This is a genomic window from Acetobacter tropicalis, from assembly GCF_030644465.1.
In the GTDB taxonomy this organism is placed as follows: Bacteria; Pseudomonadota; Alphaproteobacteria; order Acetobacterales; family Acetobacteraceae; genus Acetobacter; species Acetobacter tropicalis.
Window position 1 is genome coordinate 1,575,902 of the sequence record NZ_JAUYUW010000001.1, and the last position, 21,347, is coordinate 1,597,248.

The following is a 21,347-nucleotide window of genomic DNA, read 5'->3' on the forward strand; positions in this document are numbered from 1 at the left end:
CCGTCAAGCGCCTAAGCCGCATAACGCCTGTCCACAAAGCGAAAAAAGTGCGTCAGCCTGCCCCGCTTTGCTGTGATTGCGGCTCTGAAGCCTTGGGCCGCAGCGCACAGACAAACAACATCATGACCGTGCCAAAGAACATGCACCCCGCCATGGGAAGAGCGGATGTGGTTGGAAACATACCCAGCAGCGCCCCGGCCAACGCGCCCATAACATACTGCATGGTGCCCGCCAGCGCCGCAGCCGCACCAGCAAGACTGGGATGGTCCGCCAACGCGCCCATCATGGCGTTAGGGAAAATAATGCCCGTAGGGGCCAGTGTCAGCAGCATGGCCCCAATCATCAGCCACACCTGATCATGCCGCCATGCAGGGCCTGCATACCATTTCCCCCACGCCACAACCGCCACCAGCAGGGCTCCCCCCAGCAGGGAAACAATAACGGCCCCTTGCAGCAGACGTGCCGAATCGATCCGCCCCACCAGAATACCGTTCACCTGGGACGCGCCGATCATGAACACGGAAAACACGCCAAACAGCATGGAAAAATGCAGCGGCGAGAACCCGAAAATCTTGATGAACACGAAAGACGCCGCCGTCAGGTAGCTGAACTGCATGAACGTGGAAAAACCCGTCACCATGGCATGGGAGGTAAATCCCCGATCCCGCAACAGCGTGAGGTACCGTGTGACCAGCGTGACGGGAGAGAGCGCAACCCGTTTCTGGAACGGCAGCGTTTCCGGCAGCAGGAACAGAACGCACAGCACGCAGATGGCCCCATAGGCAGCAGAGGCCCAGAAAATCACCCGCCAGGACGCCACGGCAACCACCAGCCCCCCAAGCATGGGGGCAAGAATGGGCACCACACCCATCACCATCACCAGCCGGGAGAGCATTTTGGCGCCTGCATTCCGGTCTGGCACCATATCCCGCACGCACGCCGTGGGGATAACCAGACTGGCAGACGCACCAAGAGAGGCCACAAACCGCGCGATGGAGAATGTCAGGATATCCGGCGCGAAGGCACACACAGCAGATGCGACCGTATAGATCAGATTGCCAATCAGCATGGGCATACGGCGGCCGTAGCGGTCAGACAAAGGTCCCACACTCAACTGCCCGATGGCCAGCCCCACAAACCAGATGGACAATGTCATCTGCACATTGCCGGCATCGGTATGGAAGGTATCCTCCATCGCCGGGAAAGCGGGCAGATAGATATCTGTGGAGATCGGGCCGACGGCTGTCAGAAACCCCAGCAGCAATGGCACCCAGCCAGGCACCCCCTGCGGAAAGACAGCCGATTGGGAAACAGATTCTCGCGAGACGGAGGCAGAAGCCATCTGCGGCGCTCCAGAAAACAAACAAAAAGGATGGAAAGAAAGAAAAGGAACCAGCCCAAAAGAAACAGGCAGAAAAACGAAACACAGAACTGCGTCACGCTGGATGACGCCTTACCGGACAGGAAAAACGCCCTCAGGCGTTCCCTTCCGAAGGGTCCTGCTTATCAGGCATCAGCCGTGCAATACGGGCCTTGCGCCATAACCACATGCCAAACAGGGCGGAAACGCCAAACAGCCCACCGCCAAGCACACCTTGCCACACAGCGTCAACCCGGATGCCAGACCCCAGCAGCACTGCCACAAGGTTCTGCGGCAGCCCCCCCAGCACCGTAGCGGCCACAAAAGGCAGAAGCTTCATGCCCGAAACACCCCCCAGAAGGTTCAGCAGTAACGCAGACCCAACCGGAAGCAGCCGTAAGGTAAGAATGCTCAAAAATGGCTGCTGGCTGAGCATGGCGTCCATCCGCGCAAACCGCGCCCCCAGTCTGGCGCGCGCCCAGGCCTGACCGCCCCAGCGCGCCCAGAGGAATCCGGCCACACATCCAAGGGTGGAAGCAAGTGTTATCATCACCGTGCCTTCTCCCACGCCGTAGGCAAGCCCGGCGGCAAAGCCCGCAACCTGCCGGGGCAGGCCAAAGGCACACCACAGGGACGCTCCGCCCACAAACACCATACGCCCCCACACGCCGTCCTGCAGTAAGGCAGTGCTATCCAGCATATGCCGCAGGGCAGGTATGTTGCGAAGAAGCAACGCTCCCGCCACCAACAGCCCCAACATCAGCAAGGGTCGCAGAAACCGCGCGGCAGAGCTGGAGGCCGAAGAGGAAGTGGAGCGATCAGGCTGGTCCATCCGTGCGGCGGTACCATCTTCTTGCCCATGGCCGCAAGCACAGTCTAAATCCTTGGCATCTGATGCAACAGCGCGCAAAAGGCCGCCATGTCCTCTTCCCTTCCGCGTCATGCCGACATGGCGCCCCATCACCGTCGTCTGATTTCCAACTGGCTGTTTGTCCTGTGCTTCATGCTGCTGGGCATGATCGCCATTGGCGGTGTCACGCGCCTGACAGGCTCTGGTCTGTCCATCATGGACTGGCAGCCTGTCAGCGGCATTATCCCCCCTCTCTCCCACGCTGAATGGGAGCGGCTGTTCGCGCTGTATAAAACCATTCCGCAATATCATCTTCAACATGAAGGATTCGGGCTGGAAGGGTTCCAGAAAATTTTCTGGGCTGAGTGGATTCACCGCTTCTGGGGCCGCCTGATGGGCCTGGTGCTCTTTGTGCCGCTGGTATGGTTCACCATTCGCGGCATGATTACCCGCAAACTGGCGCTGCGGCTGTTCCTTTTCTTTATTCTCGGTGCGCTGCAGGGGGCCATTGGCTGGTTCATGGTCGCTTCCGGCTTCCGGCCAGACAGCACAGCCGTGGAACCTGTCCGGCTGGTGCTCCACCTAAGCGCGGCTTTGGCCCTTTATCTGGCTGTTCTATGGACCGCGTTTTCCATCCGCTGGCCCCAGCCGCAGACCGTGCCCGCCACGCCGGCTGCACACCGCACCAAAAGGCTGGTCTGGGCGGCTCTGTGCCTGATCTGCATCACCATTATAGCGGGGGGCTTTACGGCAGGCACTCATGCGGGGTTCGTGTTCAACACCTTCCCCCTGATGGACGGCCACCTTATTCCACAGGATTATGCGCGTCTGACTCCCTTCTGGCTGAACTGGGTGGACAACAAGGCCGCCATTCAGTTTGACCACCGCCTGCTGGCAACCCTGACAGCCCTGACCATTGGATGTGTGCTGCTGGTTGGCCTGCGCACCCGCGGCCTTGGCGCCAAGGCCCACAATGCACTGATGCTGCTGGGCTGGGCCGTGCTTATTCAGTACGCGCTGGGGGTTACCACCCTGCTGCTGGTTGTGCCGGTCTGGGCCGGGGCAGTGCACCAGACCTTTGCTGCCGTTCTGCTGGGTGTGATGCTGTATGTGCTGCACAACCTGCGGGGTGTCAGCACCCGCTGAGGCCGGAGGGAAAACCGGATGCTCTCTCCCATTTTCCCGGCACAGAATGGTTGCTTTTAGGCTCTGAAACTGTATGGTGCGCGCCATGAATTCCGTCTGGTTCACGTCCGAGTCTCTGCGGCGCGCCGAAATGGCGCGAGCGGGCGGCGTGGCCCTGCGTCTGGACCTTCTCCTTCGACTAATCAGCCCCTGAGCGATCCCGGCGGCTTCGTGCCGTCACGCTTAGGGGGCGAGTGAACGAGTTTCCGCATAAGTGCGGCACAAGCGGCGCTGACCCGCGCCAGAAACCAGACCAGACTGATATCTTAAGGACATTCTCCATGTCAGCCAGCCACACCATTACCCATCCCTCCTTTGGCCAGATGAGCGCCGACCGGGTTATCATTTTTGATACCACCCTGCGCGATGGCGAGCAGTCCCCAGGTTTTTCCATGAACTTGACGGAAAAACTGCGGATGGCCGAGGCTCTGGCCACTCTGGGCGTGGACGTGATTGAAGCGGGCTTTCCCGTTGCGTCCAAAGGGGATTTTGAATCCGTTCACCAGATTGCAAAAAACACCAACGGCCCGGTAATCTGTGCTCTGGCCCGCACAGGCGGCGCCAAGGACATTGCCGCGGCAGGTGAGGCGCTGGCCCCTGCGAAACGCAAGCGTATCCATAACTTCATTTCCACGTCTCCGCTGCACATGAAATACAAGCTGCGGATGGAACCTGAAACAGTTCTGGACCTGATCACCACCGGTAACACGGCTGCCCGCAACCTGACGGATGATGTGGAATGGTCAGCCGAAGATGGCTCCCGCACCGAGCCAGACTTCCTGTGCCGCTGCGTGGAATCCGCCATCAAGGCCGGTGCCACCACCATCAACATTCCAGACACCGTAGGCTATGCCACGCCGGAAGACATGGAACGCATTTTCTCCATGCTGCGGGAGCGGGTGCCGGGTGCTGAGCGCGTGATTTTCTCCGCCCATAACCATAACGATCTGGGGTTGGCCGTCGCCAACACGCTGGCTTCTGTCCGGGGTGGAGCACGCCAGATTGAATGCACCATCAACGGTATTGGCGAACGTGCCGGTAACGCTGCGCTGGAAGAAATTGTCATGGCCATGCGCACCCGGCATGACCAGTACCCCTTCACCACCGGCATTAACACGCCCGGTCTGCTGAAGGTCTCTCGCATGCTGGCCACCATCACCAGCTTTGACGTGCAGCCCAACAAGGCCATTGTCGGCCGCAACGCCTTTGCGCATGAAAGTGGTATCCATCAGGATGGCGTGCTGAAAAACGCCGCCACCTATGAAATCATGACGCCCGAAAGCGTGGGCTGGAGTCGGTCTTCTCTGGTCATGGGCAAACACTCCGGCCGCGCCGCGTTCCGCGACAAGCTGAAAGCACTGGGTTATGGCGATCTGGAAGACAGCAAGCTGAACGATGCTTTCTCCCGCTTCAAGGATCTGGCTGACCGCAAGAAGGTTGTGTACGACGAAGACATCGTTGCGCTGGTGGATGATGAAGTGCGCGATCACGACCACATCCGCTTTGGCGCGCTGAGCCTGGCTTCCCAGTCTGGCAAGCCTTCTGAAGCGGAACTGACCCTGCATGTGGATGGCAAGACAGTGGCCGCGCAGGCTTCTGGCAACGGGCCGGTGGATGCCGCCTTCAACGCCCTGCGCACCGCTTTCCCGCATGAAGCCCGACTGGCCCTGTTCTCCGTCGGTGCAGTAACGGAAGGCACGGACGCACAGGCCCGCACGACCGTACGGCTGGAAGAAGATGGCAAGATGGTGGATGGTCAGGGCGCGGATGCCGATACGGTTGTTTCTGCCGTGCGCGCCTATGTGCATGCGCTGAACAAGCTGCTGGTCAAGCGCACACGCGCTGAACCCGAAGCGCTGACGGCCTGATATTCGCCTCCCTCTTTTCCGCGCCCGGATTCAGGAAACGGAAAAGAGGGGATGCTTTATCCGCATTGCTTTTCACGGAGAGAAGCTTTGCAAGGCCAGCCAGAAGGGATCAACTGGAATGGACTGGCCGTTTTTCTTGGAACTGAAACGATTGATACGGAGATCCGGTGCTGTCAATCGGAACCAGAAACAAACGTATTCAGCGACCAAGAGGTCTATCAGCCTGACGTGAAAGAGTTTTCAAACGGCATCTCAGACCAGCAGAAGACTCTTTCCTCATAGTTTCTCGCGCAAAGGTCTTGTCTCGCTGGTTGCGCATGGGTAATCCCTGCCCCACATATCAACGCGATCTTTCCGGGTAATTTGTAACGGCTCACACTCAGAGAGATCGCTCGGCGCCGCCTTCAAGCCAGGAGTCCTGGATGTTTTCTCGTCTGCTCGGTCTCATGTCTGCTGACATGGCAATTGACCTGGGTACTGCCAACACCCTTGTCTATGTCAAAGGACGCGGGATTGTTCTCAATGAGCCATCTGTTGTGGCCATTGCCGAGGTACGAGGCAAAAAACAGCTTCTGGCGGTAGGGGAGGAAGCCAAACTGATGGTTGGCCGAACCCCCGGCAACATTACGGCCATCCGCCCCATGCGGGACGGGGTCATTGCAGATTTTGATGTTGCGGAAGAAATGATCAAGCATTTCATTCGCAAGGTTCATAACCGCCGCGCCTTTACCAGCCCGCAGATTATTGTGTGCGTGCCCTCCGGCTCCACCGCCGTTGAACGCCGCGCCATTCAGGAAAGCGCTGAAAGTGCCGGTGCTCGCCGGGTCTTCCTGATTGAGGAGCCCATGGCCGCCGCCATTGGCGCGGGTCTGCCGGTAACCGAGCCTTCTGGCAGCATGATTGTGGATATTGGCGGTGGCACGACCGAGGTAGCCGTGATCTCTCTGGGTGGCATTGTCTATGCCCGCTCCGTGCGTGTTGGCGGGGACAAGATGGATGAAGCCATCATCTCCTACATTCGTCGCGCCCATAATCTGCTGATTGGGGAAAGCTCGGCAGAACGTATCAAGATCAAGCTGGGCTCCGCCATGATGCCGGATGATCCGGAAGACCCCGGCCCGTGGCTGGATGTGAAAGGCCGGGATCTGATCAATGGGGTGCCGCGTGAAGTGCAGGTTTCCCAGGCCCAGATTGCCGAAAGCCTGATTGAACCTGTCAGCCAGATTGTGGACGCTGTCACCACAGCGCTGGAAAACACACCGCCCGAACTGGCGGCTGATATTGTAGACAAGGGCATTGTGCTGACAGGCGGCGGTGCGCTGCTTTACCGCCTGAGCGATGTGCTGCGTCTTTCCACCGGCCTGCCGGTCACGGTTGGGGAAGATCCTCTTTCCTGCGTGGCGCTGGGCACGGGCCGGGCGCTGGAGGAAATGAAACGCCTGCGCAATGTGCTGACCACCATGTATTGATGGTATCCGGTTTCATCACGCAGACCACCACGCCATCCTCGCGGAAAAGGAATGGCGATCACCCGTCAGCCTGACTGACAGAAGAGGATGCATCACGGTTCATGTGGGGTCAGTTCACACACGCCCTGAACGGACAAGGCGGGGCGAAACCCCTGCGTGAGGCCGTACACGCATGATCCCGGTTTCCATTCAGGTTCGGCAGGCTCTTGGCAAGCTGGTGCTGCCGCTGCTGCTGCTGCTATCCATTGGCGTGATTATTGGCGCACAGGCAGACAAACCCCTGGCGGACAGGGCACGCATGTATGTGGCTGATGCGCTGGCCCCCCTGTGGTCCCTGATGAGCGGCACACAGGAGTATGTGCTGACCATGACGGAAAACCTGCGCGAAGCCGGACGCCTTGCCAGAGAAAACGCCCGCCTGAAAACAGAAAATGAAAATCTGCGCCGGTGGTATGATGTGGCCGTCTCCCTCACGCGGGAAAATGACTCCCTCAAGACCGCCCTGCACTGGATTCCCGAACCTGCTCCCGCTTTTGTGACCGGCCGGGTGGTGGCGGATAGCGGAGGAATTTATGCCCGCGCCGTGCTGCTGGTGGCGGGTACCGAAAGTGGCGTGCAGGTTGGCAATGTGGCGCTGGCCGCCAACGGGCTTGCGGGCCGCGTAACGGAAACAGGGGCGCATTCCGCCCGAATTCTGTTGATTACAGATATTGCCAGCCGCCTGCCGGTTATGCTGGAAGCCAGCCATGCTCCTGCTATAATGGTAGGTGATAACTCACCTATGCCGAGATTGATGTATTACGCGCAGGACACCCGACCCATTGAAGGCGAACGTGTTGTCACCAGCGATCAGGCCGGGGCCTTTCCTGCGGGGTTGCCCATTGGCACGGTACATTACGTCAGCCCCGGCAGGCCTGTTGTTGCTCCCTTTGCCCAACTGGATCATCTCACGCTGCTGCGGGTCTTCAACTTCGGGCGTGCGCAGATTGAACCCCCGGAAGCACCGGGCCACGTTCCCCTGACCCCACAGAAAAAATCACTGGAACTGCCGCTCAAAAGCCTGCTGGGTCAGGGTTAAGGACAGCGCACGCCATGATGCCTGATCCTTCCATGTCTTCATGGGAACCGGAAATCCAGCCCCGGCAGACCCTGTGGCAGCGGCTTGATAGCGGCTTGCGGCACCTGCTGCCCTCCCTGTTCATTGCGCTGGCCATTATTGTTTTCTCGGCCCCCATCCCCTTGCCGGGATCGGCTGAACTGCTGCCCGCCATCGTGATCGCCACCGTATTTTTCTGGTCCTTCTGGCGGCCCTCCGGCATGCCGAGTCTGGCGGTGTTTGTGCTGGGCCTGTTCATGGATCTGGTGGGGTTTGCGCCGTTAGGGGTCAGCGCCTTTATTCTGCTGCTGGTGCACGGAGTCGCGTTCTATGCGCGCTTTGGTCTCATGCGGCTGCATTTTCTGCTGGTGTGGGCTGTGTTCAGCCTTCTGGCCACGGCCGCCTGCATGCTGCAATGGGGGCTGGCCTGCCTGTTCAGGCTTCATATGCTGGACATGGCCCCCGCTTTGTTTGAATCTTTCCTGTGCATAGGGGTTTATCCCCCGCTTTCCGCCCTGTTCTCCTGGGTTTTCCGTATGCTTGATGATGAGGAAGACGCCTGATGCCAGCAGGAGAACCATCATGCGGTTGAGGCGTCGCAGGCGGGAAAACCAGCGCCTGATGCCCATCAAGAACCAGAAGGACCCGGCACGCGGCGTTTTTACACGCCGTGCGCTGCTGTTCATGGCTGTGCAGACAGGCACGCTGGGGGTTCTGGCTCACAAACTCTACCAGCTTCAGGTCAAGGATGGAGACCGCTACGCCCGCATGGCCGCCAGCAACCGGGTCAGCAAGCGGTATCTGGCACCGCCGCGTGGCCGTATTGTGGACCGTTATGGCATTGCGCTGGCCAACAACAAGGAAAACTGGCGCGCCCTGATCCTGCCGGAAGAAACCACGGATGTGGCCGGCACCATAGAACGGTTTTCCACCATCATTCCGCTGGATGAACGGGACCGCGCCCGCATAGCCCGTGAAATGCGCCATCAGCGGCGGTTTGTGCCCGTCATGCTGCGGGACTTCCTCTCCTGGGATGAAATGGCGCGGATTGAGCTGAATGCGCCCTCTCTGCCCGGCGTTCTGATTGATGTGGGCACCCGCCGCGTTTATCCGGAAGGGGAACTGCTGGCCCACATCATCGGTTATGTGGCGCCCCCCAATGAGCGCGATGTGGCTCACTCTGCCCTGCTGGCCCTTCCCGGTATGCGGGTTGGTCGCTCTGGCATTGAGCAAAGTCAGGACGAAAAGCTGCGTGGCACGGCAGGGTCCGTAGAAATGGAGGTCAACTCCGTTGGCCGCGTCATGTCCGAACTCAACCGGATAGAAGGCGCACCCGGCACGGAGATTGGGCTGACCATTGACCGTGGCCTGCAACAGAAAGTGCTGGGCCGCATTGGAGAACAGACGGCCTCTGCCGTGGTGATGGACTGCCGCAATGGCGAGGTTCTGGCCATGGTCAGCACACCCTCCTTTGATCCTTCCCTGTTTGATAGCGGCGTCAGCCATGCGCAGTGGATTGAATGGACCAATAACGAACGCACACCCCTGATCAACAAGACCGTGGCGGGCGTGTATCCTCCCGGCTCCACCTTCAAGCCCGCCGTCGCCATGGCTGGTTTGCAGTCCGGCCTGTTTTCTCCATCCGACCGGATATTCTGCCCCGGTCATCTGGATGTTGGCGGAACCCGCTTTCACTGCTGGTCGCGCTGGGGGCATGGGTCCATAGACCTGCATCAGGCCCTGAAATATTCCTGTGACGTCTATTTCTATGAAATGGCCCGCCGCATAGGCATGGACCGGATTGCTGATACAGCCCACCAGTTCGGGCTGGGCACAACGCTGGACATTGAACTGCCCCACACCCGCACCGGCCTTATTCCCACCCCAACGTGGCGGCAGGCACACCACCACCACTGGAATGGCGGGGATACCATTGTCAGTGGCATCGGGCAGGGGTTTGTGCAGGTTACACCGCTGCAACTGGCCACCTACACCTCCCGACTGGCAACGGGGCGCAGTGTGCAGCCCCATCTGGTGCGCGCCCTGAACAGTGAAGTCGGGCCGCAAGCCACGGCAGACCACTGGCCAGAGCTGAACATGCCGGAGAAATACCTCACGGCACTGCGCAGTGGCATGTTTGCTGTTGTGAATGAACAGCACGGCACGGCCCCCAAGGCGCGGCTTTCCCTGCCCGGCGTGACCATGGCGGGCAAGACGGGTTCCGCGCAGGTTCGGCGGGTGTCTCGCGCCCTGCGCGAAAGCGGTCACTTCAATTCCGCCAACCTGCCGTGGGAATATCGGCCGCACGCGCTGTTCATCTGCTTCGCGCCGTACGATAACCCTCAATATGCAGTTTCTGTGGTGATCGAGCACGGAAACGCCGGGGCTGATGCGGCAGCACCTCTGGCGCGAGACATCATGACCGACACCCTGATGCGTGACCCGGTCAACCATGTCACCCCTCCGCCCGAAAGCGTGGCAGATGCGGGCGATATCGAATAAGCCATGAAGTTCCACAAACGCCTTTTGCGGGCAGAACCGAGCTTTCGGCTCCTCTCCAAGCTATGGCGCATCAGTTGGCTATATGTGCTGCTGATCTGCACTCTGGCCGGTGTGGGTTATATTACTTTGTATTCGGCAGGCGGTGGCACACCCTACCCCTTCGCCGCCCCGCAGGCTGCCCGCTTTGCCGTTGGGCTTGTGCTCATGATTACGGTTGCCATGCTGCCGCCCAAAATACTGGTGCGCATATCCTGGCCGCTTTACCTGCTCTCCATCACGCTGCTGGTGGCCGTGTTGCATATGGGCCATGTGGGCAAAGGGGCCGAGCGCTGGCTGATGATCGGCGGTTTGCAGGTGCAGCCTTCTGAATACGCCAAAGTGGCGTTGGTGCTGGCTTTGGCCTCGTGGTTTTACCGCATCAGTTACGCCCGCATGGGCAACCCCCTGTGGCTGTTACCGCCTGCCTTCATGGTGTTGTTGCCAGTTGTGCTGGTTCTGAAAGAGCCCAATCTGGGCACAGCCACCATTATTGGCGGCATTGGCGCGGCCATGTTTTTTGCCGCCGGAATGCGCCTGTGGCTGATTGTGCTGCTACTGCTGCCCGTGCCCTACATGGCCAAATTTGCCTACGCGCACCTACATGATTATCAGCGCGCCCGCATAACCACCTTCCTGAACCCGGAAAGCGACCCTCTGGGTGCCGGATACAACATCATCCAATCCAAGATTGCGCTTGGTTCAGGTGGTATGTGGGGCCAGGGCTATCTGCATGGATCACAGGGGCAGCTCAACTTCCTGCCCGAAAAACAGACCGACTTCATTTTCACCATGATTGCCGAAGAATGGGGGTATGTGGGGGCCATTACGGTCATTGGTCTGCTGCTGGTGCTCATTCTGGGGGGCATGCTGATGGCCATCCGCAGCCGCAACCGTTTCGGGCGGCTGGTTGCGCTGGGTATCAGCATGAACTTCTTCCTCTACTGCCTTGTAAACCTTTCCATGGTGATGGGGGCCATTCCGGTTGGGGGCGTACCTCTGCCACTGGTGTCTTATGGTGGGTCCGCCATGCTGAACGTGATGTTGGGGTTTGGCCTGCTGCTTTCCACCTGGGTACACCGCGATTCCCGCTTTGGCGAAAGCGAAGACGAGGAAACGACCTGAATAGCGGATTTTTTCTGCTGCTGTCGGTTCAGGAAGTAATATATTTCCTGTGGATGATGTGACATAAAAGCGGAAATGAAGCAGAAAACCGCCATTTCCCAATCGCCTTCGGGCCTCTTTTTCCGTAGCCTCTTCAAATAAAAATCAGAAATACCAAAGGGCTTTTCCATACATCATGCCACAGATCAGTAACCCTTCAGACAATACTGATACATCCTCCCAATTCCGCACCATTATCATAGGAATACTTGCCGCTACGGCCGGCCTTATGTCCGGGCTTGATATTGGTGTGATTTCCGGCGCTCTGGATTTTGTATCCGAGGCCTTTCATGCCTCCACCTTTGCGCAGGAATGGATTGTCAGCGCCATGATGGCTGGTGCCGCCGTTGGGGCTGTGCTTGCCGGATGGCTGGCCAAGATTACAGGCCGCAAATGGGCGCTGGTTCTGGGGGGTGTGATTTTCATTATCGGCTCGCTGGGCTGCGCTTTGGCATGGTCTGTGGCCAGCATGATCTGGGGACGAGCCATGATGGGGCTGGCCATTGGCATTGCGGCCTTTACCTCCCCTCTCTACCTGTCTGAAATTGCCAGTGAGAACACCCGTGGAGCCATGATCTCCACCTACCAGCTCATGATTACCGTTGGCATTTTCATGGCGTTCATCAGCGATACGCTTCTCAGCTACCACGCCCAGTGGCGCTGGATGTTCGGGATGATTGCCATCCCCGGTGTGTTGTTTGTGGTGGGTGTGCTGTTCCTGCCCTACAGCCCCCGCTGGCTGATGATGCAGGGCCGCCGGGAAGAAGCGCTGGCTGTTCTGAAAGACCTGCGCCCCACAGCGCATGAAGCCCATGCCGAAATCCGCGCCATTGATGAACAACTCAAACAGCGGCAAAGCGGGTTTAGCCTGTTATGGGAGAACGCCAATTTCCGGCGCTCCATTCTGCTTGGCGTCATGCTTCAGGCCATGCAGCAGTTCGCCGGTATTAACGTGGTGATGTATTACGCCCCCAAAATCTTTGCCATGGCAGGGTTTGTGGGCACCGCCCAGATGTGGTGCACAGCCATGATCGGCTTTGTAAACGTGCTGGCCACTCTCGCCGCTATCGGGCTGGTGGACCGCTGGGGACGTAAACCCATTCTGTACTGCGGGTTCTCCATCATGACTGTCTCCATGGCGGCGCTGGCCGTACTCAACCATGTGGGCATGGAAAGCGATGGGGCAAAAATTCTGTGTGTTTTCCTCATCATGATCTTTATTGTGGCGCATGCCATGTCCGCAGGGCCGCTGATGTGGGTTCTGTGTTCAGAAATTCAGCCCATCAAGGGAAGGGATCTGGGTATTACCCTCTCCACCCTGACCAACTGGATTTCCAACATGATTGTAGGGGCGTCTTTCCTTAGCCTGCTGGGCTGGTTGGGCGGGGCAAAAACCTTTGGCCTGATCGCTCTTCTAAACGCCCTGTTCCTGCTTCTGACCAAACTGTTCGTGCCCGAAACCAAAGGCGTTTCTCTGGAAGTGATTGAACAGAATCTGATGGCTGGAAAAAAACTGAGGGAAATCGGGCAGTAAGCGCATTTTGCCGCCCCACCTCCCTCATGAGACGCACATGCTCTCTTGACTAGATCTGGGGTGGCTTTTAGCCTACGCGAGAAAAGGTAACAAATAGTACTGTTTTCCTCTCTTCTCTTCCCTTACCCGGTTCCGCGCGCTGACACTCTCCCGATTCTTCCCCACAGGCGGACAATCCCTCCCGCCTGCGCTGGTGCTTAAAGATGGGTGTTGGCGTGCTTCTTCTGTTGGTTTTTTCAAAGGCAGGATACGCCAGCGTGACAATGCACCCCATTCCCTTACGCCGTTTTCTGGTATCGGCTGTCGCTCTGCTGGCACTGGCAGGCTGTAATCGCAAACAGGCCACCCCGCAGCTCCCACCCCAGACTGTTGGCGTTATAACCCTTCACCCTCAGGCCGTGACCATCCATACCAGCCTGCCGGGCCGCACAGATGCATTTGAAATTGCTCAGGTACGCCCCCAGGTCACAGGCGTTATCCAGAAACGTCTGTTTACGGAAGGCGCGGATGTTACGGTGGGGCAACAGCTCTACCAGATTGATCCCTCTCGTTATCAGGCTGCGTATGACACCGCCCGCGGCCAGTTGGCCGAAGCACAAGCAGCCGAAGTCACGGCCCGGGCCAAGCTGGAACGCTACCGTTCTCTGGTGAAAGCCCACGCGGTCAGCAGCCAGGAATATGATGATGCTCTTGCGGCGGAAAAGCAGGCGCAGGGTCAGATTCTCAGCGCCAAAGGGCAGGTGGAAAGCGCCGAGGTCAATCTTGGCTACACCAAGATGTATGCCCCTATTTCCGGACGAATCAGCCGTACACTGGTTACGGTGGGTGCGCTTGTCACGGCCAACCAGACTGACAACACAGCCATTGTCACCCGGCTGGACCCCATTTACGTGGACGTCAATCTACCCGCCATCACGCTGTTGCGCCTGAAGCGGGAACTGGCGCAAGGCCGCATCACGCGCCAGCCCAATGGCGAAGTACCAGTGACCCTCACGCTGGAAGATGGCTCGACCTACGAACATGTGGGCCGTATGGCGCTTTCGGAAGTCAACGTGGACACCTCTACGGCCTCCGTCGTGGTCCGCGCTATCATGCCTAACCCGGACAAATTGCTCCTGCCGGGCATGTATGTACATGCACAACTTGAGGAAGGCTCTGACCCCAACAGTCTTCTGGTGCCCCAGCAGGCCGTCAGCCACAACACTCATGGGGATGCACAGGTCTGGGTTATCAAACCAGATAACACGGCAGAACTGCGCCAGATTCAGATTGGACAGGCCTATGGAGAAAACTGGCTGGTAACCGGTGGCCTGAAAGACGGCGAGCGTGTGGTGACCGTTGGCGTGCAGAAAGTGAAGCCCGGTGCCAAGGTCAAGCCTGAAGAAGCCACCACGCCTCCGGCAGCGTCCTCCCCTGATGCCGCCAGCCAGAACAAGGGCCAGTAAGACTCATGTCCCTGTCGCGCTTTTTTATTGATAGGCCCATCTTTGCGTGGGTCATCAGTCTCATCATCATGCTGGTTGGCGGGCTGTCCATCTTCCGGTTGCCCATTGCCCAGTATCCCAGCATCGCGCCACCCCAGATCGCCATTTCCGTCACCTATCCAGGGGCGTCAGCGAATACGGTGAACGATACGGTTGTACGCCCCATCCTTCAGCAGATGTTCGGGCTGGACCATCTGGAATATATTTCCGCGCAGTCTTACGCCTCTGGCCAGATGGAAATTGACCTCACCTTCGCACAGGGTACCAACCCGGACATTGCGCAGGTGCAGGTGCAGAACAAGCTTCAGCTTGCCCAACCCAAACTGCCAACGGAAGTCACGGCTCAGGGCCTCAGCATCACCAAAGCCGTCAAGAACTTCATGATGGTGCTGGCCTTCATTTCCACTGATGGCAGCATGAGCGGCGCGGATATTGCCGATTATGTGGCCTCCAACATCTCTGACCCCCTCAGCCGTGTAACGGGCGTGGGTGATCACACGCTGTTCGGGTCCGAATACGCCATGCGCATCTGGATGGACCCCGGCAAACTGTTTAGCTACGGGCTGACGGTGAAGGATGTTCAGGCAGCCATTCAGAACCAGAACATCCAGATTTCTTCCGGTGAACTGGGCGGTCTTCCGGCCAGCAAGGGTATCCGGCTGGATGCCACCATTATCGGCCCGACGCGACTGACCTCACCAGAAGAGTTTCGCAAGATCATCCTGAAAGTCCAGCCTGACGGTTCTCAGGTGCGTATCAGTGATATTGCGAAGGTTGAACTGGGCCCACAGACCTACAACACCAACTCCTTCTACAACAACATGCCGGCCTCCGGCATGGCGCTGAAACTCGCCCCCGGCGCAAACCAGATTTCAACCGAAGCCGCAGTGCGCGCGCAGATCACCCAGTTGGAAAAATTTTTCCCGCCGGGTCTGAAAACTGTTTACCCGCTGGATACGCAGCCCTTTATTACGCTTTCTATTGAAGAAGTGGTCATCACGCTGCTGGAAGCCATTGGGCTTGTGTTCCTGGTGATGCTGATTTTCCTGCAGAATTTCCGGGCCACGCTTATTCCCACAATTGCGGTGCCTGTTGTGCTGCTGGGTACGTTCGGTCTGCTGGAACTGTTTGGGTATTCCATAAACACCCTGACCATGCTGGCCATGGTGCTGGCCGTGGGCCTGCTAGTGGATGACGCCATTGTGGTGGTGGAAAATGTGGAACGCGTAATGACGGAGAAAAAACTCTCTCCGGTTGAAGCCTCCCGCGTTTCCATGGATGAAATCTCCGGTGCTCTGGTGGGCATTGTGCTGGTACTCAGCGCCGTGTTCCTGCCTATGGCAGCATTCTCCGGCTCCGTGGGTGTGATCTACCGGCAGTTCTCTGTCACCATTGTTGCAGCCATGTGGCTCTCCGTGCTGGTGGCCATGGTGCTGACTCCTGCCCTGTGCGCCACCATGCTCAAACCCGGCACGCACGAAAAAACCACCGGGCCGGCTGGCTGGTTCAACCGCACTTTCCATAAGCTGACCAATGGTTACCTGCACGGGGTGCAGTTCCTGATCAGCCGGATGGCGCTCTCGCTCATCGGGTTTGCGCTCATCACCGGTCTGGCTGTTTTCCTGTTCATGAAACTGCCATCAGGCTTCCTGCCGGATGAAGATCAGGGGCTCATTTTTGGTCAGGTCACCATGCCGCCCAATACGCCCATGGAACAGACCGAGGCCATGAACCGTGAAATTGCTGATTACATTCTCAAGACAGAAGGTAGTCTGGTAGAATCCGTCTATTCCATGAACGGCTTCAACTTTGCCGGGCAGGGCCAGAACTCTGGTGCGTTCTTCATCCGGTTGAAAGACTGGAAGCTGCGCACGGGTGCCGGGCAGACATCTTCCGCCATTGCCAACCGCATCATGATGCACTTCTGGTTCAACCCGAAGGCGCAGATCTTTGCCATCAACCCGCCTGCCGTGCTGGAACTGGGCAACGCCACCGGCTTTGACCTTGAACTGGAAGATCGCGGGCATCTGGGGCACCAGAAACTGCTGGACGCCCGGAACATGGTGCTGGGTCTGGCAGCTCAGGACAAGCGCCTGATGGCCGTGCGCCCCAACGGCATGGAAGATGCCTCGCAGTATCATCTTGATATCGACCGGGAAAAAGCCAATGCACTTGGCATTACCATTGATGATATCAACAGCACCATTGAAGGGGCTCTAGGCTCCATCTACGTCAACCAGTTCACGCGGGATGACCGTGTTAAACAGGTCTATATTCAGGGTGTGCCAGAAGCCCGAATGCTGCCCGCCGACCTGAATAAATGGTACATCCGCAACGCGCTGAACACGCTTACGCCTCTGAACGCCTTTATCAGCGGACACTGGATTGTCGGTCCGCAGAAAGTTGAGAACTACAACGGCCTGAACGCCTTTGAAATTCTCGGACAGCCAGCAGCCGGTTACAGTTCAGGCGATTCCATTACCGCCATTCAGGATATTCTGAAAAAACTACCCTCTGGCATTGGTTATGAATGGACCGGCCTTTCTTTTGAACAGATTGCCTCCGGTTCCTCCACCGGCCCGCTTTATGCGCTGGCGGCGGTTGTCATTCTGCTGTGCCTTGCGGCCCTGTATGAAAGCTGGGCCATTCCGCTGGCGGTTATTCTGGTGGTGCCGCTGGGCGTTCTGGGAGCCATTGCAGCGACCCTCCTGCGCGGCATGGATAATGATGTGTATTTTCAGGTTGGACTGCTGACCACCGTTGGGCTGGCGGTGAAAAACGCCATCCTGATTGTGGAGTTCGCAAAAGCGGGCTTTGAACAAGGGCAATCTCTTGAAGATGCCGTGCAGACCGCCGCACGCGAACGCCTGCGTCCTATTCTGATGACCTCCATCGCCTTTGTGGTGGGTGTGTTCCCGCTGGCCATTGCCTCTGGCGCTGGCTCAGCCTCCCGTATTGCCATCGGCACGGCCGTAGTAGGCGGTATGGCCACGGCAACGCTGCTGGCTGTCTATTTTGTGCCGGTCTTTTTTGTCGGGGTTCTGCGCCTCTTCCGTGTCAGACGCATCAGCGAACGGCAGGAACAGCCCTCACCCGCCTCCAACGCTATCGGAAGCGAATAAACGCATGTCCGCATTTTCTTCCTCTCCGCGTCCGCTCCGCTTCCGCGCCCTGTCCCTCGCTTTGGCGACAGGCGTGCTTTCGGGGTGCACCATGATCCCCAAATACAAACGGCCAGCCCCCCCGCTGGCCACCACCTGGCCTGCCTACCAGAATACGGGCAATCCCAAGCTGCAACAGGCCGCGTACGATATCGGTTGGAATGATTTCTTCACCGACCCACGCCTGAAGGCGCTCATTGCAATCGCCATTCGTGAAAACCGCGATCTGCGTGTCGCTGCGGCCAATATTGCCGAAGCACAGGGCCAGTACGACGTTCAGCACGCTGGCCTGTTCCCCACCATCAGCGCATCCGGCGGGCCAATGTATCAGGCTCCATCCGATGCCGCAGGGCTGAGCTTTGCGCCGGGGCTGGGGTCAGAAAGCTCTGAAAAATCCGGCATGAGCCTGGCGCGTGATCCGTTCCGTTATTATCAGGGAGGAATCGGGTTTTCTTCCTACGAGATTGACCTGTTTGGCCGTATCCGCAGCCTGACGCGGGAATCTGCTGAAAAAGCATTGTCCGAACAGGCCAACCTGCGGGGCATGCTGATCAGCATCGTCTCGCAGGTGGCAACAGCCTATGTCACCTGGCTGGGGGACAAGGAAACGCTGGCCGTGGCGGATAATACGCTGACCACGCAGCAGGAAACGCTCAACCTGACGCGCGAAAAATACAACCATGGTGAAGCCAACCTGCTGACCGTGCGGCAAGCGGAAACACAGGTGCAGCAGAGCGCTGCCCTGCGCGCTGATTCCCGCCGCAAGGTGGCGCAGGATGAAAACCTGATCACGCTGCTGATTGGCGCCCCTATTCCCGCTAACCTGCCACCTCCACAACCTTTGGGGCAGCAAACCATTCTGGCCGATCTGCCCGCAGGTGTGCCATCTGATCTGCTGACTCGCCGGCCGGATATTGTGGGAGCAGAGCACGATCTGCTGGCGGCGCAGGCGGATATTGGCGCGGCACGGGCTGCCTTCTTCCCGCGCCTGACGCTTACCGCCAATGATGGCATTTCCAGCCTTCAGTTCCATCAGCTTTTCACATCCGCCGCCACAACATGGGGCCTTAATCCGCAACTTCAGATCCCGCTCTGGACATGGGGCATGAACAGCGGAAACCTGAAAGCGTCCAAGGCACGGCGGGATGGGAAAATCGCCTCCTATGAGAAAACCGTGCAGTCTGCCTTCAGGGAAGTGGCAGATGCGCTCGCTGCCCGAGAAGCCTATCTGGATGAGAAAAAACAGGTGGATGATCTGGTCACATCCTCTGCTGATGCCTTCCGGCTGGCCAAGATGCGGTATGATGCCGGAACGGACTCCTACCTCACCACACTGGACTCTCAGCGTTCCTACCTGCAGGCCCAGCAGATCCAGATCATGGTTGCCGTTTCCAACTACCAGAATCTGATTACCATCTACCGGGCGTTGGGTGGAGGATGGAAGGAGCACACCCTTCCTCCAAAATCCCCCGTTCCCGTTGCGCGCCAGCCTGTCTCTCAGACAGGCTGATACACGCCTTACACCAAAACCGTTCCTCATATCCGCATTCCTGATCAAGGCTGCGGTGAGGAACGGCTACGGCGCTATGTGAGCGGCTAAGTGCCGTCAGATACACAGCCTGCACCTGACCAAAAACATCCCAGATCAATCAGGTCGGTGTGTCAGAACATCTTTCCTGACAGGTGGAGGGTTCAAAAAACTCTCTCCGCCCCTTTCTGCCACAAGCAGTATCACTGGATTATGGGTCTGACGTGACGGAGGATGTTTTCCAACCCTTCCGGGTTTAAACCATTTTGACCATGGCGCACCGAGAACCAGGGGGCAGTCCAGAGATTTCCTCCTGCCGCACATTCTCTGTCAAACGGGTTTCATTCTTAGCCGACGACACGACGCAAAACCCAAGGCGCTCATAAAAAGGCCGGTTCCATGGTGCGGAGCGGAAGGTTGTCAAGGTAACCCGCGCCATACCGCGTGCTTTGGCTTCTGCACAAGCGTGCTGAATGAGAGCTCGTCCAAGCCCGGCTCCCTGGGCCCTTATTTCTACCGAGACTTCGAGAATATGCAGGTCAGACCCCTGCTGTTCCGCGCTTAAAAAACCACAGGGCTTTCCTGCACTCTCCACGCCCACCCAGCACAGTCCTTGAACAATGCAGGCCGTGTGCTGGGCCTCTGAAAGGCTTGCCCCGTCTTCCGCCAGAAAAGCCAAAGCTGGAATCTGACGGAAGAGTTGCGCGGCAGACCGTTCAATAACAGGCAATTTCGGCACGTCTTCCTGCCGAGCCAACCGAACGGAGAAAGAAGCACTACCCATGGTTTCTCTAAATTCAGATAGAATACTGATACAAAAAAAGGCCGTCTGAGACGACCTTTTCCTGCGGCATGTTCGCCAGAACGCCTTTTATTTTTTGGCAGCAACCGGAGCCGGAGAGAGCTTCAGCACCCAAAGCTGGGCAATATCATGAGCGCCCGTATCCCCGTCCACTGTCTTCAGTGTGGCGATAGCAGCGCCTTTCTTCCCTGCCTGCATCTGCGCCAGACCAAGGTGCAGGCGGGCGATATTTACATCCGACACACCTTTGGTAATAGCCTGCTGCATCAAATCAAGGCCTTTATCAGCCTGCCCGAATGTGACGTAGTTATAGCCAACCTTCAGCAGATCATCGCCTGTTTTGGCCTTAAGGGCCGCAGCTTCATCCGCTGCAACGGAGGCTTTCTTGTCCGCTACCGTTTTTTCAACCAGCGCTTTCAGACGCGCCTGACGCGGGGCTTCTGCTCCCTGCCCCAGCACATTGGCTTTGTAACCATCGTTCATCAGGTCCAGTGCCAACTGCGGCATGCCATTCTGCATGGCAATTTCCGTCATTTCCATGAAATCACGGGACTGGGTCACATTCCCTGCGGCCAAACGGATGCGATACACATCAAGCTGAAGAGCCGGTGGAATCTTTGCATTCACAATCAGTTCGTGCAGCAGAAGATCCCAGTATTCCTTTTTGGGGTAATACGTGGCCAGCAGAACATAAGCATGCGTGCTGGTGGTAGAATCCTTCATGGCAGAGGCACTGGCCGCAAGCATCTGCAACTGGGATTCAGCCGGGGCCTTCTTGGCTTTGACTTCCGCGTCAATCTGCTCCTTCAGCACCCTTACGGTATTCGGGTAATCTTTCTGAAGGTAATAGGACTGTGCCAGAAGCGTACCCATGGTTGCGTTGGGGCCGACTTCCTTCTGGTAGCGTTCAATAGCCTTGACCGCACGGGGGTAGTCCTTGGCTGTATAAGCCATGGTGGCTTCAGACATCAGCATCTGGTGCTTGGTGTCCTTGGGCGTGCGGGGGGAGGCTATCAGCTTGTCATACGCTGCCGTAGCGGCATCCAAATTCCCAGCCTGCGTGGCCACTGCGGCACGCATCTGGGTAATGGTGTAGGACTCGTAATCACTCTTGCTTTTTACAGCATCCGCCGCATCTACCGCCGCCATGGCTTTGGGGTAGTTATGGGCTGCAAGCGCACTTTGCGCCTGCGTGAGCGCCTTGCCTACATCCGCTCCCAGAGTATCGGCTGCATGAGCCAAGGGCTGGGCAAACGCGAATGCCACGCTGGCAAACAGCGAGATGCGTAAAAGATGGGAAGACATTAA

The 21,347-nt window shown here is 58.0% G+C and carries 15 protein-coding genes; 11 read left to right on the forward strand and 4 right to left on the reverse strand.

Annotation, left to right across the window (positions count from 1 at the left end; translation table 11 throughout):
- Positions 1-52 precede the first annotated feature (52 nt).
- Both QWU00_RS07010 and QWU00_RS07015 read right to left on the reverse strand, forming a co-directional pair.
- Positions 53-1,342, reverse strand: a complete 1,290-nt coding sequence (locus QWU00_RS07010; protein ID WP_035380665.1) for a multidrug effflux MFS transporter — start codon at positions 1,340-1,342, stop codon at positions 53-55.
- A 133-nt stretch (positions 1,343-1,475) separates the two neighbouring features.
- Positions 1,476-2,270: a TVP38/TMEM64 family protein gene (locus QWU00_RS07015; protein WP_231551738.1), complete on the reverse strand. Its 795-nt coding sequence runs from the start codon at positions 2,268-2,270 to the stop codon at positions 1,476-1,478.
- Between the two features lie 39 nt (positions 2,271-2,309).
- Between QWU00_RS07015 and QWU00_RS07020 the strand changes: the two genes are divergently transcribed.
- The 11 genes from QWU00_RS07020 (at position 2,310) to QWU00_RS07070 (ending at position 19,219) form a co-directional block, all read left to right on the forward strand.
- Entirely contained in the window at positions 2,310-3,356 is a 1,047-nt protein-coding gene (locus tag QWU00_RS07020) for a COX15/CtaA family protein (RefSeq protein ID WP_086641884.1), read from the forward strand.
- A gap of 320 nt (positions 3,357-3,676) precedes the next feature.
- A complete protein-coding gene (locus tag QWU00_RS07025; RefSeq protein ID WP_035380669.1) occupies positions 3,677-5,263 on the forward strand; it encodes a 2-isopropylmalate synthase in 1,587 nt (528 codons plus the stop codon).
- Between the two features lie 422 nt (positions 5,264-5,685).
- Positions 5,686-6,732, forward strand: a complete 1,047-nt coding sequence (locus QWU00_RS07030; RefSeq protein ID WP_006558701.1) for a rod shape-determining protein — start codon at positions 5,686-5,688, stop codon at positions 6,730-6,732.
- A gap of 172 nt (positions 6,733-6,904) precedes the next feature.
- On the forward strand, positions 6,905-7,810 hold the full coding sequence (gene mreC / locus QWU00_RS07035) for a rod shape-determining protein MreC (protein ID WP_035380673.1): 906 nt from the start codon (positions 6,905-6,907) through the stop codon (positions 7,808-7,810).
- A gap of 14 nt (positions 7,811-7,824) precedes the next feature.
- On the forward strand, positions 7,825-8,391 hold the full coding sequence (locus tag QWU00_RS07040; RefSeq protein ID WP_006558699.1) for a rod shape-determining protein MreD: 567 nt from the start codon (positions 7,825-7,827) through the stop codon (positions 8,389-8,391).
- 19 nt (positions 8,392-8,410) lie between these two features.
- Entirely contained in the window at positions 8,411-10,330 is a 1,920-nt protein-coding gene (gene mrdA / locus QWU00_RS07045; protein ID WP_006558698.1) for a penicillin-binding protein 2, read from the forward strand.
- A gap of 3 nt (positions 10,331-10,333) precedes the next feature.
- The gene (rodA, locus tag QWU00_RS07050) at positions 10,334-11,491 is read left to right on the forward strand and encodes a rod shape-determining protein RodA (protein ID WP_006558697.1); all 1,158 of its coding nucleotides are present in this window, start codon (positions 10,334-10,336) and stop codon (positions 11,489-11,491) included.
- 175 nt (positions 11,492-11,666) lie between these two features.
- The gene (locus QWU00_RS07055) at positions 11,667-13,064 is read left to right on the forward strand and encodes a sugar porter family MFS transporter (protein WP_035380675.1); all 1,398 of its coding nucleotides are present in this window, start codon (positions 11,667-11,669) and stop codon (positions 13,062-13,064) included.
- 263 nt (positions 13,065-13,327) lie between these two features.
- Entirely contained in the window at positions 13,328-14,509 is a 1,182-nt protein-coding gene (locus QWU00_RS07060) for an efflux RND transporter periplasmic adaptor subunit (RefSeq protein WP_052051394.1), read from the forward strand.
- 5 nt (positions 14,510-14,514) lie between these two features.
- Positions 14,515-17,670: an efflux RND transporter permease subunit gene (locus QWU00_RS07065; RefSeq protein ID WP_035380677.1), complete on the forward strand. Its 3,156-nt coding sequence runs from the start codon at positions 14,515-14,517 to the stop codon at positions 17,668-17,670.
- A 4-nt stretch (positions 17,671-17,674) separates the two neighbouring features.
- Positions 17,675-19,219 carry an efflux transporter outer membrane subunit gene (locus tag QWU00_RS07070; protein WP_035380678.1) on the forward strand — a complete coding sequence of 515 codons (1,545 nt, stop codon included), beginning with the start codon at positions 17,675-17,677 and terminating at the stop codon, positions 19,217-19,219.
- A gap of 274 nt (positions 19,220-19,493) precedes the next feature.
- On the opposite strand, the gene QWU00_RS07075 is transcribed toward QWU00_RS07070, so the two are convergent.
- Positions 19,494-20,021, reverse strand: a complete 528-nt coding sequence (locus QWU00_RS07075) for a GNAT family N-acetyltransferase (RefSeq protein WP_035380679.1) — start codon at positions 20,019-20,021, stop codon at positions 19,494-19,496.
- Between the two features lie 87 nt (positions 20,022-20,108).
- Entirely contained in the window at positions 20,109-21,344 is a 1,236-nt protein-coding gene (locus QWU00_RS07080) for a tetratricopeptide repeat protein (RefSeq protein ID WP_035380681.1), read from the reverse strand.
- Between the last annotated feature and the right edge of the window lie 3 nt (positions 21,345-21,347).